Origin of the sequence: Streptomyces sp. NPDC006393 (assembly GCF_040628575.1) — a bacterium.
GTDB lineage: Bacteria > Actinomycetota > Actinomycetes > Streptomycetales > Streptomycetaceae > Streptomyces.
On sequence record NZ_JBEXZD010000008.1, the window covers coordinates 1 to 14473 of the forward strand.

12 protein-coding genes are annotated in these 14473 nt (G+C 71.9%); 3 read left to right on the forward strand and 9 right to left on the reverse strand.

Annotation, left to right across the window (positions count from 1 at the left end; translation table 11 throughout):
- Nucleotides 1-222: 222 nt before the first annotated feature.
- Nucleotides 223-1161, reverse strand: a complete 939-nt coding sequence (gene mmuM, locus ABZ484_RS05920) for a homocysteine S-methyltransferase (RefSeq protein ID WP_358864638.1) — start codon at nucleotides 1159-1161, stop codon at nucleotides 223-225.
- A gap of 147 nt (nucleotides 1162-1308) precedes the next feature.
- Here mmuM and ABZ484_RS05925 point away from each other — a divergent pair, with 147 nt between their 5' ends.
- Both ABZ484_RS05925 and ABZ484_RS05930 read left to right on the forward strand, forming a co-directional pair.
- Nucleotides 1309-1680: a VOC family protein gene (locus ABZ484_RS05925; RefSeq protein WP_358864639.1), complete on the forward strand. Its 372-nt coding sequence runs from the start codon at nucleotides 1309-1311 to the stop codon at nucleotides 1678-1680.
- 105 nt (nucleotides 1681-1785) lie between these two features.
- Nucleotides 1786-2244: a hypothetical protein gene (locus ABZ484_RS05930; RefSeq protein WP_358864640.1), complete on the forward strand. Its 459-nt coding sequence runs from the start codon at nucleotides 1786-1788 to the stop codon at nucleotides 2242-2244.
- A 6-nt stretch (nucleotides 2245-2250) separates the two neighbouring features.
- On the opposite strand, the gene ABZ484_RS05935 is transcribed toward ABZ484_RS05930, so the two are convergent.
- The 8 genes from ABZ484_RS05935 to ABZ484_RS05970 form a co-directional block, all read right to left on the reverse strand.
- Nucleotides 2251-3033 carry an alpha/beta hydrolase gene (locus ABZ484_RS05935; RefSeq protein WP_358864641.1) on the reverse strand — a complete coding sequence of 261 codons (783 nt, stop codon included), beginning with the start codon at nucleotides 3031-3033 and terminating at the stop codon, nucleotides 2251-2253.
- Between the two features lie 4 nt (nucleotides 3034-3037).
- Nucleotides 3038-3613 (reverse strand): WHG domain-containing protein, encoded by a 576-nt coding sequence (locus tag ABZ484_RS05940; protein ID WP_358864642.1) that lies wholly within the window; start codon nucleotides 3611-3613, stop codon nucleotides 3038-3040.
- Nucleotides 3614-3707: 94 nt separating this feature from the next.
- On the reverse strand, nucleotides 3708-6605 hold the full coding sequence (locus ABZ484_RS05945) for a glycoside hydrolase family 2 TIM barrel-domain containing protein (protein ID WP_358864643.1): 2898 nt from the start codon (nucleotides 6603-6605) through the stop codon (nucleotides 3708-3710).
- Nucleotides 6606-6617: 12 nt separating this feature from the next.
- On the reverse strand, nucleotides 6618-7493 hold the full coding sequence (locus ABZ484_RS05950; RefSeq protein WP_358864644.1) for a carbohydrate ABC transporter permease: 876 nt from the start codon (nucleotides 7491-7493) through the stop codon (nucleotides 6618-6620).
- Complete coding sequence (locus tag ABZ484_RS05955; RefSeq protein WP_358864645.1) at nucleotides 7490-8455, reverse strand: sugar ABC transporter permease; 966 nt, start codon at nucleotides 8453-8455, stop codon at nucleotides 7490-7492. The genes ABZ484_RS05950 and ABZ484_RS05955 overlap by 4 nt, the downstream gene beginning before the upstream one ends.
- Nucleotides 8456-8475: 20 nt before the next feature.
- On the reverse strand, nucleotides 8476-9741 hold the full coding sequence (locus ABZ484_RS05960) for a sugar ABC transporter substrate-binding protein (protein WP_358864646.1): 1266 nt from the start codon (nucleotides 9739-9741) through the stop codon (nucleotides 8476-8478).
- Between the two features lie 270 nt (nucleotides 9742-10011).
- Entirely contained in the window at nucleotides 10012-11259 is a 1248-nt protein-coding gene (locus ABZ484_RS05965) for an ROK family transcriptional regulator (protein WP_358864647.1), read from the reverse strand.
- 120 nt (nucleotides 11260-11379) lie between these two features.
- Nucleotides 11380-12627 (reverse strand): FAD-binding protein, encoded by a 1248-nt coding sequence (locus tag ABZ484_RS05970; RefSeq protein ID WP_358864648.1) that lies wholly within the window; start codon nucleotides 12625-12627, stop codon nucleotides 11380-11382.
- A gap of 238 nt (nucleotides 12628-12865) precedes the next feature.
- Here ABZ484_RS05970 and ABZ484_RS05975 point away from each other — a divergent pair, with 238 nt between their 5' ends.
- Nucleotides 12866-14233 carry a radical SAM protein gene (locus tag ABZ484_RS05975; protein WP_358864649.1) on the forward strand — a complete coding sequence of 456 codons (1368 nt, stop codon included), beginning with the start codon at nucleotides 12866-12868 and terminating at the stop codon, nucleotides 14231-14233.
- Nucleotides 14234-14473 lie beyond the last annotated feature (240 nt).

The window sequence follows — 14473 nt, forward strand, 5'->3', positions numbered from 1 at the left end:
CGGGCCCCCGCCCGCCCCGCCGGCCGCCGGCCGCGCCCCGGCTCGCCGCCCGCGCCGCCGGCACCCCGCCCGCGCCGCCAGCGCCGCGCGTGTCCGCGGGGTGCCGGCGGCTTGGCGTGCCTCGGTGCCGTATGCGGTGCCCGAGCGAGGCCGCGTGCCCGCGCGTGCGGGGGTGTCGGCCGGGTCGGATCGCCGGGCCGGTGGGTGTCCCGTCCGGTGGGGCTATGACCGGACCAGTGCGTGGGCGATCTCCGCGATGGCCGCCGGGCCCACGCGGCAGCAGCCGCCGATCAGGCGGGCGCCGTGGGTGTGCCAGTGCGCGACGCGGTCGGGCGTGAAGGTGGAGCGGCCGTTCCAGGCGCGGGCGCCGGGGTCCCAGGTCTCGCCGCTGTTGGGGTAGACGACGACCGGCTTGCCGGTCACCCGGGCGGCCGTCGCCACGGCGGCGTCCGCGTCCTCGGGCGCGCAGCAGTTCACGCCCACCGCGATCACCTCCTCCGCGTCGGCGGCCAGGGCGAACGCCTCCTCCAGGGGCTGACCGGCGCGGGTGCGCGGACCGTCGACCGTGTACGACAGCCACACCGGTACGCCGAGCCCGCGCACGGCCCGCAGCAGGGCCTCCGCCTCGTCGGTGTCCGGGACCGTCTCCAGGGCCAGCACGTCGGGCCGGGCCGCGGCCAGCACCTCCAGGCGGGGCCGGTGGAAGCGCTCCAGCTCCCGAACGGTCAGCCCGTAGCGGCCCCGGTACTCCGAGCCGTCGGCGAGCATCGCACCGTAGGGCCCCGCCGACGCGGCCACCCACAGCGGCCGTGCGACACCCTTCTCGCGCGCCCGCCGCACCGCGGCCCGGGCCAGCTCCACGCTCGACGCGATGAGCCCGGCGGCGCGCTCCCGGCCGATCCCGCGCCGTGCGAACCCCTCGAACGTCGCCTGGTAGCCCGCGGTGATCGCCACGTCCGCTCCCACCTCGAAGTAGGCGAGGTGGGCCTCGGTGATCGCCTCCGGCCGTTCGGCCAGCAGCCGGGCCGACCACAGTTCGTCGCTCAGGTCGTGCCCGGCCGCCTCCAGCTGGTTGGACATCCCGCCGTCGAGCACCACCGTCCCGGCGGCGAGGGCTTCGGGGAGGCCGGGGGGAGGGGAGGACGTGCCGTTCGTGCTCATAGGACGACGCTAGTCGAGAGTGTCCGCCGGTGTTCGCCCCAACCGGACCGGCCGACCCGGCCGCGGCACCTGACGGTCTGTGAAGGGCCGGCTGACGCCGCAGAAATCCCGGCTCGAGGTCGTGGACGTCTCTGCCAGGATGCCCGTATGACTTCAGCCATCCGCCACACGACGATCGACTGCGCCGACGCCTATGCCCTGGCCGTCTTCTGGTCACAGGTCCTGGACCTGCCCGTGCACGACGACGACAAGCCGGGTGACGAGGAGGCGCTGATCGAGGGCGCCGGGCTCCTGTTCGTCACCGTGCCGGAGGCCAAGACGGCGAAGAACCGCGTCCACCTCGACCTCCAGCCGCAGGACCGCACCCGTGACGAGGAGGTCGAGCGGCTGCTCGCCCTCGGTGCCACCCTGGTCGACGACCGTCGCAACCCGGACGGCACGGGCTGGGCGGTCCTCGCGGACCCGGAGGGCAACGAGTTCTGTGTCGAGCGCGGTGCCGGGGAACGCGCGGCGGGATGAGGGAGCGGGCGGCGGGCCGAGGGCACCGAGGAGCGGGGCGGAGCGCGAGGCGTTCCCCGGACACTTCGGCCGGCGCCGAAGCAACCGGCTCCTAGCGTGAGCCGCATGAGCGAGAACGCCCACGACACGCCCGCCGCCTCCGTGACCGCCATGGTCGACCACGTGCTCGCCCTGGCCGCCACCTGGACGGCCTGGGACGGCACACCCGCACCCGTCGACGACCGCGTCTACACCCCGCACAAGGCGATCCGCCGCGTCGCCGACCACATGATCGACCACCTGGCGGAGCTGGAGGCTCGGCTGGCCGGTGAGGAGCCGCGCCCGGACCACTGGCACGCCTCGGCGATCACGACCGAGGCCGACCGGGCACCCTTCACCGAGGAGGACCTCGACGAGGCGCGCAGCCGCCTCACCCGGCTGGCCCGGATCTGGGCGAACCGCCTGGACGCGCTCACCCCCGAGCAGCTCGACCACTCGCCGGGCGAGGGCTGGAGCTTTCGCGAACTCGCCCGGCACCTCGCCGGATCCACGTACTACGCCGACGCCCTCGGTGACCTGTCCTGAGCGTGGTCACCGGGAGGTGAGGACGTCGGCGAGCCGGTCCGCGAACGCCTCGGGCTGCTCGACGGCCCCGATGTGCCCGCCCGGGAACTCGGCGAAGCCGGCGCCGTACCGCTCGGCGAGGAAGACGGCCGTCCGGTGGAGCAGCTGTCCGCGGGAGCCGACGCCGGCGGCGAGGGTGAGGGGGACGGCCGGGGGGCCCGCGGGCGGAACGTACGAGGTGAACCGGCGCAGTACGTGGGCCAGGAAGAGGGCCATCGGCGAGGACAGCTCCTCCTCACGGGTCAGGGGCCGGCCCTCGGGGGTGCCGTCCTCCACGGTCCGTTCCGCCAGCACGGCGGCCATCCGCGCTCCGGCGGCCTGCGGCCCCGCCGCACGGTAGGCGTCGTACACCTCCCGGAAGCGCTCCCGCTGCCGCGCCCCGTCCGGCAGCACCGCCACGCACGGAGGCTCGTGGGCGACGACGTGCCGCAGCCGCTCGGGATGCCGGGCCAGCAGATCCAGGGCGGCGACGCTGCCGGAGCTGGTGCCGAGGACGTACGCCGACTCGCCCTCGGGGAGCACCGCGTCGAGCACCCGGCTCGCGCCGTCGCTCCACTCCTCGGCCCGCTGGTCGGCGACGGGCAGCCCGAGCCGGCCATGGGCCAGGCCGAGCGGGTCGTACGTGACGACGGTGAACCGGCGGGCCAGGCGCCGGGTCATCGGCTCCAGCCCCATGGGGTGCCCGGCCCCGCCGGGGAAGAGGAGCAGCACGGGCCCCGTGCCGCACACGTCGTGGTGCAGGTCGCTCATGTCGTCAGCGTTCCTCTCGCGGCCAGTGGGTGAGCGCCGTGTGCAGGGCGTCGACGGCCTTGTCCCACGAGGCGTCCACGTCCCGGGGCGCGCCGAAGCCGCCGGTGGCCTCCAGGGCGCAGTAGCCGTGGAAGGTGCTGCGCAGCAGGCGGACGGCGTCGGTGAGGTCGGGTTCGTCCAGGCCGTAGGCGCGCAGCATGCCGTAGGTGATGTCGGCGGTGCGGCGCATGGCGGGGGAGTCGGCGGCGAGGTCCTGGTCGATCCGGACCTGGGTGGCCGCGTACCGGCCGGGATGGCGGTGGGCGTACTCCCGGTAGGCACCGGCGAACGCGGCCAGCGCGTCCTTCCCGGCCCGGCCCGCCACGGCGGCGGCGATCCGGTCGATCATCTCCCCGCCGGCGAACAGGGCGAGCCGGGTGCGCAGTTCCTTCAGATTCCTGACGTGTGAGTACAGGCTCGCGTCCTTCACCCCGAAACCGCGCGCCAGCGCGGACAGCGTGACGTTCTCGAACCCCACCTCGTCGGCCATCTCGGCGGCGGCCGCGACCAGCCGCTCGACGCTGACACCGGCTCGGCCCACGGGCGTCGCCTCCTCCTGCCTAGAGCCTCTAGGCCAGAGCCTAGTGCATCCGCACGGCAGGAGGAGGCGACGCATCGAGGCGGACCGGGAACCGTCAGCCCGTCGCGGAGAAGACGAACGAGAACTCCCGGGGCTCGGCCCGCAGGAAGTACCGCGGCAGGGGGCCCGGGCCGCAGGACTGGGAGCCGATGCCGTGCTGGGCGTGGTCGAGGTTGACCCACACCCCCGCGGCGGAGCCGCTGTCGGACGCGGCGCCGGGCGTGAGGTCGGTGAGGTGGCGGGCGGCGTCCAGGTGTTCGCTGGTCCAGCGCCGGGCCGTCAGCCAGAACTCCGGGTCGCCCTCGATCCGCAGGCCGCCGAGCCGGGCCCAGCGGACGTCCGCGCGGGCACCGTTCTCCTGCGGGCGGACGTACGGCGTCTGGAGCTCGTCGACCGTGGAGTCCCAGCGGGCGATCAGCGACGCGGACCGGGTGTCCGGATACGCCTCGCCGGGACCGCCGCCGTACCACCGCACCTCGTCGGCGGCGGACAGCCCGAACCGGATGCCGAGCCGGGGCAGCGGCACGGTCCAGTCGCCCTCGGGCGACACCGAGACGGTCAGCCGCAGCCTCTCGCCGTCCGACGTCCAGCGGTACACCGTCGCCAGGCCCAGCTCCCGGGCGGCGGGCGCCACCCGGGTGCGTACCGTCAGCGCGTCCTCGCCCGCCTCCACGGCGTCCGGACGGTGCCGCATACGGTGCAGGCCGAGCCGCCGCCACAGCAGGCCGTAGCGGGTGTCGGTCTGCCACTCGGCGCCGTCGTCGTTGTCGGTGGGGGCCCGCCACACGTCCAGCCGCAGCCCGGTGACCTCCACGTCGCCGACGCGCCGCAACGCGCCCGTGCGGGCATCGAAGACGGCCGGGCCGAGGGTGATCAGATCCCCGGCGGGACCGCGCACCGGCCGCTCGGTGGCCGGCACCGTCGGCGGCGTGCGCGGGGCCACGGTGGCCTGGCCCCAGGCCACCACGTGCCCCTTCGGGGCCCACGCGGTGTCCGACGCCAGCAGCGCCCGGACCGTCCAGTGCGTCTCGCCGTCATGTCCCCCGGGTGGCTCGGGCAGCTTCACGTCGGCCGACTCGCCCGGCGCGAGCGCCGGCACGGACAGGGCGCCGGACTCCACGGTCTCCCCCTCGACCTGGTACGCCCACTCGAAGGCGAGCGCCGACAGATCGGCGAAGTCCTGGAGGTTGGTCACGCGCACCATGCCTTCCGGGCCCTCGCCCCCGCCCTCGATCCGGACCGGCTCGATCACCTTCTTGAACTCGATCAGGCCGGGGGAGGGGCGGCGGTCGGGGAACAGCAGGCCGTCGCAGACGAAGTTGCCGTCGTGCAGCTCCTCGCCGAAGTCGCCGCCGTAGGCGTAGCCGTAGCGGTCGTCCTTGATGCCGTGGTCGATCCACTCCCAGACGAAGCCGCCCTGGAGGCGGTCGTACCTCTCGAACAGCCGCTGGTAGTCGGCGAGTCCGCCGGGGCCGTTGCCCATGGCGTGGCCGTACTCGCAGAGGATGAAGGGGAGTTCGCGGCGCCGGTGCGTGCCGCCGTCCAGGCCCTCGCCGATCCGCTCGACCTCCTCGTGGAAGGCGTACATCCGCGAGTACACGTCGGTGTTCCGGCAGTCGCGGTCGCCCTCGTAGTGCAGCGGCCGGGAGGGGTCGCGGCCGTGGATCCATTCGGCCATGGCGGTCAGTCCGCGGCCGGTGCCGGCCTCGTTGCCCAGGGACCACATGACGACCGAGGGATGGTTCTTGTCGCGTTCGACCATGCGGGCGGCGCGGTCGAGCAGCGCCGGGGTCCAGCGGTCGTCGTCCACCGGGTTGTCCCGCCAGTCCTGTTCGACGAAGCCGTGGGTCTCCAGGTCGCACTCGTCGATCACCCACAGTCCGTACTCGTCGCACAGGTCCAGGAAGGCGGGGTGCGGCGGGTAGTGGGAGGTGCGGACGGCGTTGATGTTGTGCCGCTTCATCAGCAGCACGTCCTCGCGCATGGTGTCGAGGTCCAGCGCGCGGCCCTTCTCCGGGTGCCACTCGTGCCGGTTGACGCCCTTGAAGAGGACCGGGCGGCCGTTGACCTTGATCAGGCCGTCCGACAGCTCCACCGTACGAAAGCCGATCCGCAGCGGCACCCGCTCGCCCTCGGTGGCCAGTACGCCGTCGTAGAGCACCGGCGTCTCCGCGGTCCACGGGCGGACCGGCACGGTCGCCGGCTCGCCCGTGGCGACATCGATGTCCAGGGCCGGCACGGTCACCCGGCCGGCCACGTCCGAGTCGACCCTCAGCGTGCCCTCGCCCGTCGCGTGGTCGTAGGAGGCGTGCACGAAGAAGTCCTGGACGCAGGCCGCCGGGCGGTGCAGCAGGGTGACGTCCCGGAAGATGCCCGGCAGCCACCACTGGTCCTGGTCCTCCAGGTAGGAGCCCGCCGACCACTGGTGGACGCGCACCGCGAGCACGTTGCCGGCCGGCCGCAGCAGCTGCCCGACCGCGAACTCGTGCGGCAGCCGGGAGCCCTTGAACTCGCCGAGGTCCGTGCCGTTGAGCCAGACACGGGCGCAGGACTCGACACCGTCGAAGCGCAGCGCCGCGCCCCCGTCCGCCGGCCAGCCCGCGGGCAGGTCGAAGACGCGCAGGTGGTCGCCGGTCGGGTTCTCGATGGGGACGCGGGGCGGGTCGACGGGGAAGGGGTAGAGGTGGTTGGTGTAGATGGGCGAGCCGTGCCCCTGGAGGACCCAGTGGCCGGGGACCGCGACCTCCGCCCAGTCCCCGGCGTCGTACCCGGGCTCGGCGAAGGAGTCGTCCTCGGCGTCGGCCGTGCGCGACAGCCGGAACCGCCAGCTTCCGTTCAAGGACAGTGACATGGCGTCCGAGGACGCGTAGCGGGCGCGGGGCGGCAGCACCCCGGAGCCCGGCGAGACGTCCTCGACGTGATCGGTGACGGTGCGACGACGGGGGAAAGACATAGGACTCCTAGCTCAGCCCTTGATACCGGTCTGCGCGATCCCCTGCACCAGCCAGCGCTGGAGGAAGAGGAACACGAACAGCAGGGGCAGGATGGAAATGGCGGTGGCCATGAAGATCAGGTGGTAGTTGACCGTCTGGTTGGTCATGTACGAGGACAGTGCGACCTGGACGGTCCAGGCGCTGGGGTCCTGGCCGATGACCAGTGGCCACAGGAACGAGTTCCAGCCGTTGATGAAGGTGATGGTGGCGATGGCCGCGAAGAAGTTCAGTGAGTTCGGGACGACGACGCGCCAGTAGGCACCCCAGTAGCCGAGCCCGTCCACCCGTGCCGCCTCCTCGAGTTCCTTCGGGAACCCGAGGAAGTACTGCCGGAACAGGAAGCAGGTGAAACCGGTGAACAGGCCCGGGACGATCAGGCCCCGGTAGCTGTCCACCCAGCCGAGCGACGACACCAGCACGAAGCTGGGCACGAAGGTGACAGCGGTCGGGACCATCAGGGTGAACAGGACACCGTAGAAGACCTTGTTGGCGTGCCGGTACGGGATGCGGGCCAGGCCGTAGCCGGCCATCGAGCAGACGAACAGGGTGCCGGCCGTGTGCAGGACGGCCACGATCAGCGAGTTCACCATCGACTGGCCGAAGTCGACCGTCATGTCCCGGAACGGCTCGGTGATGTTGCCCCACTGGATGTGGGTGGGGAAGAACTTCCAGTTCTCGCCGGTGATCTCGGGATCGGTGGAGAGGGCGTTGCGGATCAGGATGTAGAAGGGGACGAGGAACAGGACGGCGGCAAGGCCCGTGGCGAGGTAGAGGCCGGAGGAGCTCATCACCGCGCCACCGCGCCTCGTGCGGCGTGGCTTCCCGGCCTCGGGCGTGGTCGTGGTCACTTGGACTCCTCACCCCTTCCGAATCCCATGATCCGGCCCTGGAACAGGGTGACGACGCAGATCAGCAGCGTGAGGATCACGGCGCCGGCGCTGCCCTTGCCGTAGTTCTGGTCCTGTCCGAGGGCGGTGTAGTAGAGCTCGACGAGGGGCGGACGTCCCCAGGTCGTCTTGGACAGCAGATTGAAGAACTCGTCGAAGGCCTGATAGGCGGCCACGATCAGCAGCAGGATCACGGCCGTGGAGGTGGCGCGCAGCTGCGGCAGCGTGATGTACCGGAAGGTCTGCCAGCCGCGCCTGGCGCCGTCGATGGCGGCGGCCTCGTACAGCTCCCGCGGGATGTTCTGCAGCGCGGCCAGGAAGAGGATCATGTAGAAGCCGGACTGGAGCCACAGGCGGGCGGTGACGATGACCAGCCAGTACCACGGCGGGCTGGGGTCGGCGAGCCAGGCGGTGTTGTCCACACCGAACACGCCGAGGACGGTGTTCGCCAGACCGAAGCGCACCCCGTTGAAGATCGACATCTTCCAGATCAGCGAGGCGGCGACATAACTGCACGCCGTCGGAAGGAAGAACACCGACCGGAAGAAGGCCCGCATGAACCGCAGCCGGTTCACCAGCAGCGCCAGGCCCAGGGAGACCGCCCATGTGGTGGGCACGATGAACAGGGCGAACACGGTGAAGGTGACGAGGGAGCCGGTGAAGTTGCCGTCCGTCAGGATCTCCCGGTAGTTGCCCAGGCCGACGAAGTCGCTGGGCGTGACCGTGAACCGGGCCTCGAAGAAGCTGAGATAGACGCTCCAGCCGATGGGTACGTAGACGAAGACGATCAGCCCGATGAGGAACGGGCTGGTGAAGAGCCAGAAGTTGAAGGTGCGGCTGCCGCGCAGCCCCCGCCGCGGCCTGGCCGGGGAGGCCTCGGCCGGGGCGGGGCCCGCCAGTCCGCGCGTCGTGGTCGTCGACATGTCGTGATCCGTCCGCCGGCCTATCCGAAGAGCTTCTTCAGCTCGGCGTTCACCGTCTTGTCGCACGTGTCGAGGGCGGCCTCCGGGTCACCGTTCTTGCGCACGCAGTCGGCGAAGACGTTCTCCGTCGCGGTGATCATGGCCTGGGTCCAGCCGATCCGGTCGAAGTGGCCGTACTCGTCGAACAGCTTCACGCCCTCCGCCGGCAGGCCGGACTTCAGCTTGGTGGCGGACCGGGCGATGGAGGTGCGCGGCGGGATGTGGAAGCCGTAGGACAGAGCCCAGTCCTCCTGGTACTTCTTCTGGTCGATCCACAGCCACTTCACGTACTCCTTGGCCGCGTCGAGGTTCTCGCTCTTGGCGTTGACGAAGACCGACCAGCCGCCGTTGTAGACGGAGGGCTTCCCGCCGGCGCCGACCTTCGGGAACGGCATGATGCCGAGGTCGTCGCCGAGGGTCTGCTGGAACTGCGGCATGGCCCACATGCCGCAGAACTGGATGGCGCACAGGCCCTGGTTGAGCGCGGAGGGGTCCCAGTAGTCGGCCGGGGCGTCCAGCAGCAGGTCGCCGCTGGTGAAGAGCTTGCGCAGCTGCTTCAGGCCCTCGACGACGCCGTCCGTGTGGTAGGCGATCCTGTTGTCGTCGGTGAGGGTGTCGGCGCCGGCCGAGTAGAACAGCGGCTGGATGACGGCGTGCAGGTCGTTGCCGAGGAAGACGCCCTTGACCTTGTCGGTGGTGAGCTTGGCGGCGGCCTCGATCAGCTCCTCCAGGGTCGTGGGCGGTTCTATGCCCGCCTTCTCCAGCAGCGACTTCCGGTAGAAGAAGAACTGCGGGTCGTCGATCATGCGGATGCCGTAGATCTTGCCGTCCACCGTGTGCGAGGCGATGTCCGCCTGGTTGAAGTCGTCCTTGACCGGCTCGATGAGGTCGGTCAGGTCGGCGACCTGGCCGCTCTTGATGAGCTGGTACTGCGGGTGGAACTCGAACACGTCCGGCGCGTTCTTCGTGAGCAGGCTCGCGAAGAGCTTGCTCTCGAAGTTCGACCCGGTGATCCACTGCGTGGAAACCTGTGCGCCCTTGTAGGCGGCGGCGTACCGCTTGACCGCCTGCTCCGTCCCCGCCTCGCCGTAGGCGTGGAACATCTGGGCGAGGTGCTCGCCCGACCCGCTCCCCGAGCCCCGGCCGTTGTTGCTGCCGCAGGCGGCGAGCGTGCCGGCGGCGGCCAGGCCCGCGGCGGCCCGGAGGATCGATCGGCGGTCCCAGTTGCTGCTGCTCAGTGCAGGCATGCTGACGTCCTTGTCTCGATTGCGGCTGCGGTGTGGCGGGACGTTATTCTTCGGCTAAGGCTTCGGCAAGGGGTTGGACGAAGTCTGTTCGAAGCGTTGCGGGCGGTTCGTGATACCGAACGCACCGACGGCGTACGCGGGTTGAGGGCCGCCGGGTCAGGGTGTCCGGCGGCCCTCGGTCACAGGGAAGGGGTGGCTGCCCGGGGGCGGGGGAGTTGGGTGCTGTTGCCGCGCCTCGGGGGAGATGTGCTGTTGCCGGGCCGTGCCTCGTCAGGAAGGCGGCGCGGTACGGCCCCTGGCGGCGGTGGTGGTGCGCTTGTGGTTCCTCTGGCCGACCGACTGCAACGCGCCTTCGAGCGCGAACGTGGCCGCGCCGAGGCACACGGGGTCGGTGGGGATCGGGGACAGGACGATCTCGGTGGCGGCGTACGGCCGCTTCAGCGCGTGCTGGGCGACGGTCTCGCGCACCTCGTGCAGCAGGGGCTCGCCGAGCGTCGCCGCGACCCAGCTGCTGAGCACGACCACCTCGGGGTTGAGGAGGTTCACCAGGTCGGCGATGGCCGCGCCGAGGTAACGGGCGGTGTCGCGGACGACCTTGACGGCCACCGGGTCCTCGGCGGCGACCCCCCGGGCCAGCGCGTCGATGGTGGCCGTCTGGTCCCCGGGGTGCAGCAGCGGGCTCTGCGGACTCAGCTCACGCAGGTTCAGCATGATGCCGGGCGCGCCGACGTACGTCTCCACACAGCCGTGGTTGCCGCAGTGGCACAGCCGGCCGTCGAGCACGAGCGTGGTGTGGCCCCACTCGCCGGCGCTGTTGCTGACGCCCCGGTGCAGCCCGCCGCCCAGCGCCAGCCCGGCGCCCACCCCGGTGCCGAGGTTGACCACCACCGCGTCCCCCCGCCCGCGCGCGGCCCCGAACCACAGCTCGGCGACCGCGCAGGCGCGCAGCGGGTTGTCCAGGTGGAGCGGGTAGGCGATGTGCTCGGCGAGCAGGTCGAGGAGCGGTACGTCGTGCCAGTCCCAGTTGGGCGCGTACTCGGCGACGCCGGTGTCACGGTCCACCTGGCCGGGCACGCTCACGCCGACGCCCAGCACCCGGGCGCCCTCGACCCCGGCCTGCGCGACCACCGAGCCGACGGCCGCGGCGACATGGCCGACCACCTGCTCGGGACGGCTCTCGCCGGGCCGCATGTCCTCGTCGGCGCGGGCCAGCACGTTCAGCGCCAGGTCGAACAGCTCGACCCTGACATACGTCTCCGCGATGTCCACGCCGATCAGCGCGCCGCCCGCGGAATCGACGGCCACCAGGCCGCGCGGCCGACCGCCCGCCGAGTCCTCGAACCCCACCTCGGTGATCATGCGCAGGTCGAGCAGCTCGCCGACGAGCGTGGCGACCGTGGCGAGGCTGAGCCCGGTGGCGGCCGCCAGCTCCTGGCGGGAGGTGGGCGACCGGGCGATGATCTGGCGCAGCACCTCGTAGCGGTTCGCGGTGCGAATGTCCCGTGACGTGCGCTTCACTGCGTCTGCCCCCATCCCCTCGCCGAGACCGCCGCAAGGCTATGGCCTGCGGCGGCCTTTCGACAAGGGCTTAGGAAAGGGGCTGTAGAAAGTAGGCGGTTCCATGGCCGCCGTGGGAGGTCATCGTCGGCCGAGAAGGTCCCGTACGAAGGCGTTGGTGAACTTCCCGGCCGGGTCCAGCTCGCGCACCAGCGCCCCGAAGTCGTCCAGACGCGGGTACCGCGCGCGCAGCTCGGCGGCCGGCACGGCGAACACCTTTCCCCAGTGGGGCCGCGGGCCGAAGGACTCCAGGGTCTCCTCCAGCCGCCGCACCACCGGCAGCACCGCCGCCGTGTCCTCGACCCAGGTGAAGTGCAGCGCCACCGTGTCCCGGCCGTGGCTCGGGCTCAGCCACTGCTCGTCGGCGGCGACCGTGCGCACCTCGCAGGTCTGGAGGACCGGGGCGACCGTCTCCCGGATCCGGTCGACGGCGTGCAGCGCGTCCATGGCGAAGGGGCGCGGCAGCAGGTACTCCGACTGGAGCTCCGCGCCGCTGCTCGGGGTGAACTCCGCCCGGAAGTGCGGCAGCCGCTCGTGCCAGGGCCCCGGCACGCCGAACTGCTCGGTGCAGTTCTCCGCCGGCATCCCGGGCACCGGGTGGAGCGCGACCTTGGCGGGCACCGCCCAGGGGAACTCGGGCAGCACCTGGTCGGTGCGCCGCTTGAGCCACACCTGCCGAAAGCCCGGATCCCGCCAGTCGGTGAACAGGCTGACGCTGTACGCGGCGCCCGCCACCGTCTCGAAGTCCAGCCCGTCCAGGGGGAGTTCGGTGAAGAGGTGCTGCTCCACCTCGTAGGCCGGCTCCAGGTCCAGGGTGAGCGCCGTGACCACGCCCAGCGCCCCGAGGGACGTCACGGCGCCGCCGAACCGCGCGTCGCCCTTCCCGATCCGTACCGTCGAGCCGTCCGCCGTGACCAGCTCGACCTCGCGCACCGCCGCCGCGAGCGGCCCGTTGGTCACCCCCGAGCCGTGGGTGCCGGTCGCCACCGAGCCGGCCACCGAGATGTGCGGCAGGGACGCCATGTTGGGCAGCGCCAGCCCGTGCGCGTGGACCCGGCGGGCCAGTTCCGCGTACCGGACCCCGCCGCCGACCCGGACCGTGCGGGCCGCCGTGTCGACGTCCACCTCGGCCGGCAGCGCGTCCAGGCGGAGCAGTACGCCGCCGGCGCCCGGGTCGGCGATCTCGTTGAAGGAGTGCCCGCTGCCCAGGGCGCGCACCGCCGCGCTCTCGGCGACCACCGCGCGCAGCTCCTCGACCGAGTCCGGCCGGTGCACCTCCGCGGCGGTGTAGACGATGTTGCCCGCCCAGTTGGTCACGGTCCCGCTCATGTCGTCGTCCCTCCCCAGGGCGTCCAGGCCTGTCGTCGGACTCCCGTCGTGCGCCCGTATGCCGAGGGAACCTACCCGACGGTCGGTGATGTCGTCTTATTTTGTCAAGCCACCATACTAATTCCCCGAGCCCCGCCCCCGCCCCGCCGACGGGTGCGAAGGGGACCCGGCACGGCCGCGCCGCGGGCGGGGGCATACCGTGAGGAGTCGTACGCACCGAGCCAGGAGGAGAGACGGGATGGGCAGCCGTACCGCGCTGGTCGAGGATCTGATGGAGCGCTTTCCACATGTGCCGCGGGAGGCCGTCTTCAAGGAGGACCTGCTGCGGGGCGGGGTGGCCTTCGACCCCTCCGCGCTCAGTGACAACGAGAGCGGCGAGGTGAAGCCGAAGTCGTACTTCATCTTCTCCTTCGACCACGGCACCCTCCCCGAGCTGGGCGAGGCCGCGCTCAGGCGCCCGCCCGAGGAGATCATCCTCACCGGCGGCCCGTACGACCTGCGGCGCACCGTCGTCTCCGTTCGGGTGAATCCCGCCTCGCCCTACCGCGTGGCCGCCGACGACGAGGGCCTGCTCGGCCTCTACCTCGACGGCCGGCGCATCGCCGACGTCGGAGTGCCGCCCATGCCGGAGTACTACCGGCACACCCTCGCCAACGGGAAGTCCGTCATGGAGGTGGCCCCCACCATCCAGTGGGGCTACCTGATCTACCTGACCGTCTTCCGGGTCTGCCAGTACTTCGGCGCCAAGGAGGAGTGCCAGTACTGCGACATCAACCACAACTGGCGTCAGCACAAGGCCGCCGGCCGGCCCTACACGGGCGTGAAGGACGTCGAGGAGGTCCTCGAAGCCCTCGAGATCATCGACCGGTACGACACCCAGAAGGCGTCCACCGCGTACACGCTGACCGGCGGCGCGATCACGTCCAAGGTGGCGGGCCGCGACGAGGCCGACTTCTACGGCCACTACGCCAAGGCCATCGAGCAGCGCTTCCCCGGCCGCTGGATCGGCAAGGTCGTCGCCCAGGCGCTGCCCAAGGACGACGTGCAGCGGTTCAAGGACTACGGCGTGCAGATCTACCACCCCAACTTCGAGGTGTGGGACCGGCGCCTGTTCGAGCTGTACTGCCCCGGCAAGGAGCGCTACGTCGGCCGGGACGAGTGGCACCGGCGCATCCTGGACTCCGCGGACGTCTTCGGGGCGCGCAACGTGATCCCCAACTTCGTCGCGGGCGTGGAGATGGCCGAGCCGTTCGGCTTCACCACGGTCGACGAGGCCATCGCCTCCACCACCGAGGGCCTGCGCTTCTTCATGTCGCACGGCATCACGCCCCGCTTCACCACCTGGTGCCCGGAGCCCACCACCCCGCTCGGCAAGGCCAACCCGCAGGGCGCGCCGCTGGAGTACCACATCCGGCTGCTGGAGGCCTACCGCGCCACCATGGACGACTTCGGTCTCTCCTCGCCCCCCGGCTACGGCCCGCCCGGACCCGGCCGCGCCGTCTTCTCGGTCAGCTCGTTCATGGACAGCCTGCCGGCGGACGATGCCGCGGACGACGCGGCGGACGGCGCGGCGCGCGAGAAGGAGACGGCGCCGGAGAGGGCGTAGGAAGGGGCGGGACAGCGCGCGGAGCAGGGCCCGGCGGCTGACGGGCGCCGGTGCGGTTCTCCGCGCGCCGTGAGCAGGATGCGGCGCCGATCCGTATCACGGAGATGACGGAGCGGAGCCGGGGCCGGCGGCGCGGGTCACGGCAGCGGAACACGCGGCTCGCCATCCCCATACGCGGCTTGTCAGTCGTGTCCGGGACGTGCGAAGCTCGGGCCCTGCCGCGAGGCCGCACCCCAACTC

Bases quoted from the DNA above. Each gene is read 5' to 3' on its own strand.
- ABZ484_RS05935 (WP_358864641.1), bottom strand. From the start codon at position 3,033: ATGAGCGACCTGCACCACGACGTGTGCGGCACGGGGCCCGTGCTGCTC.
- ABZ484_RS05930 (WP_358864640.1), top strand. From the start codon at position 1,786: ATGAGCGAGAACGCCCACGACACGCCCGCCGCCTCCGTGACCGCCATG.
- ABZ484_RS05955 (WP_358864645.1), bottom strand. From the start codon at position 8,455: ATGTCGACGACCACGACGCGCGGACTGGCGGGCCCCGCCCCGGCCGAG.
- ABZ484_RS05970 (WP_358864648.1), bottom strand. From the start codon at position 12,627: ATGAGCGGGACCGTGACCAACTGGGCGGGCAACATCGTCTACACCGCC.
- ABZ484_RS05960 (WP_358864646.1), bottom strand. From the start codon at position 9,741: ATGCCTGCACTGAGCAGCAGCAACTGGGACCGCCGATCGATCCTCCGG.
- ABZ484_RS05975 (WP_358864649.1), top strand. From the start codon at position 12,866: ATGGGCAGCCGTACCGCGCTGGTCGAGGATCTGATGGAGCGCTTTCCA.
- ABZ484_RS05925 (WP_358864639.1), top strand. From the start codon at position 1,309: ATGACTTCAGCCATCCGCCACACGACGATCGACTGCGCCGACGCCTAT.
- mmuM (WP_358864638.1), bottom strand. From the start codon at position 1,161: ATGAGCACGAACGGCACGTCCTCCCCTCCCCCCGGCCTCCCCGAAGCC.
- ABZ484_RS05945 (WP_358864643.1), bottom strand. From the start codon at position 6,605: ATGTCTTTCCCCCGTCGTCGCACCGTCACCGATCACGTCGAGGACGTC.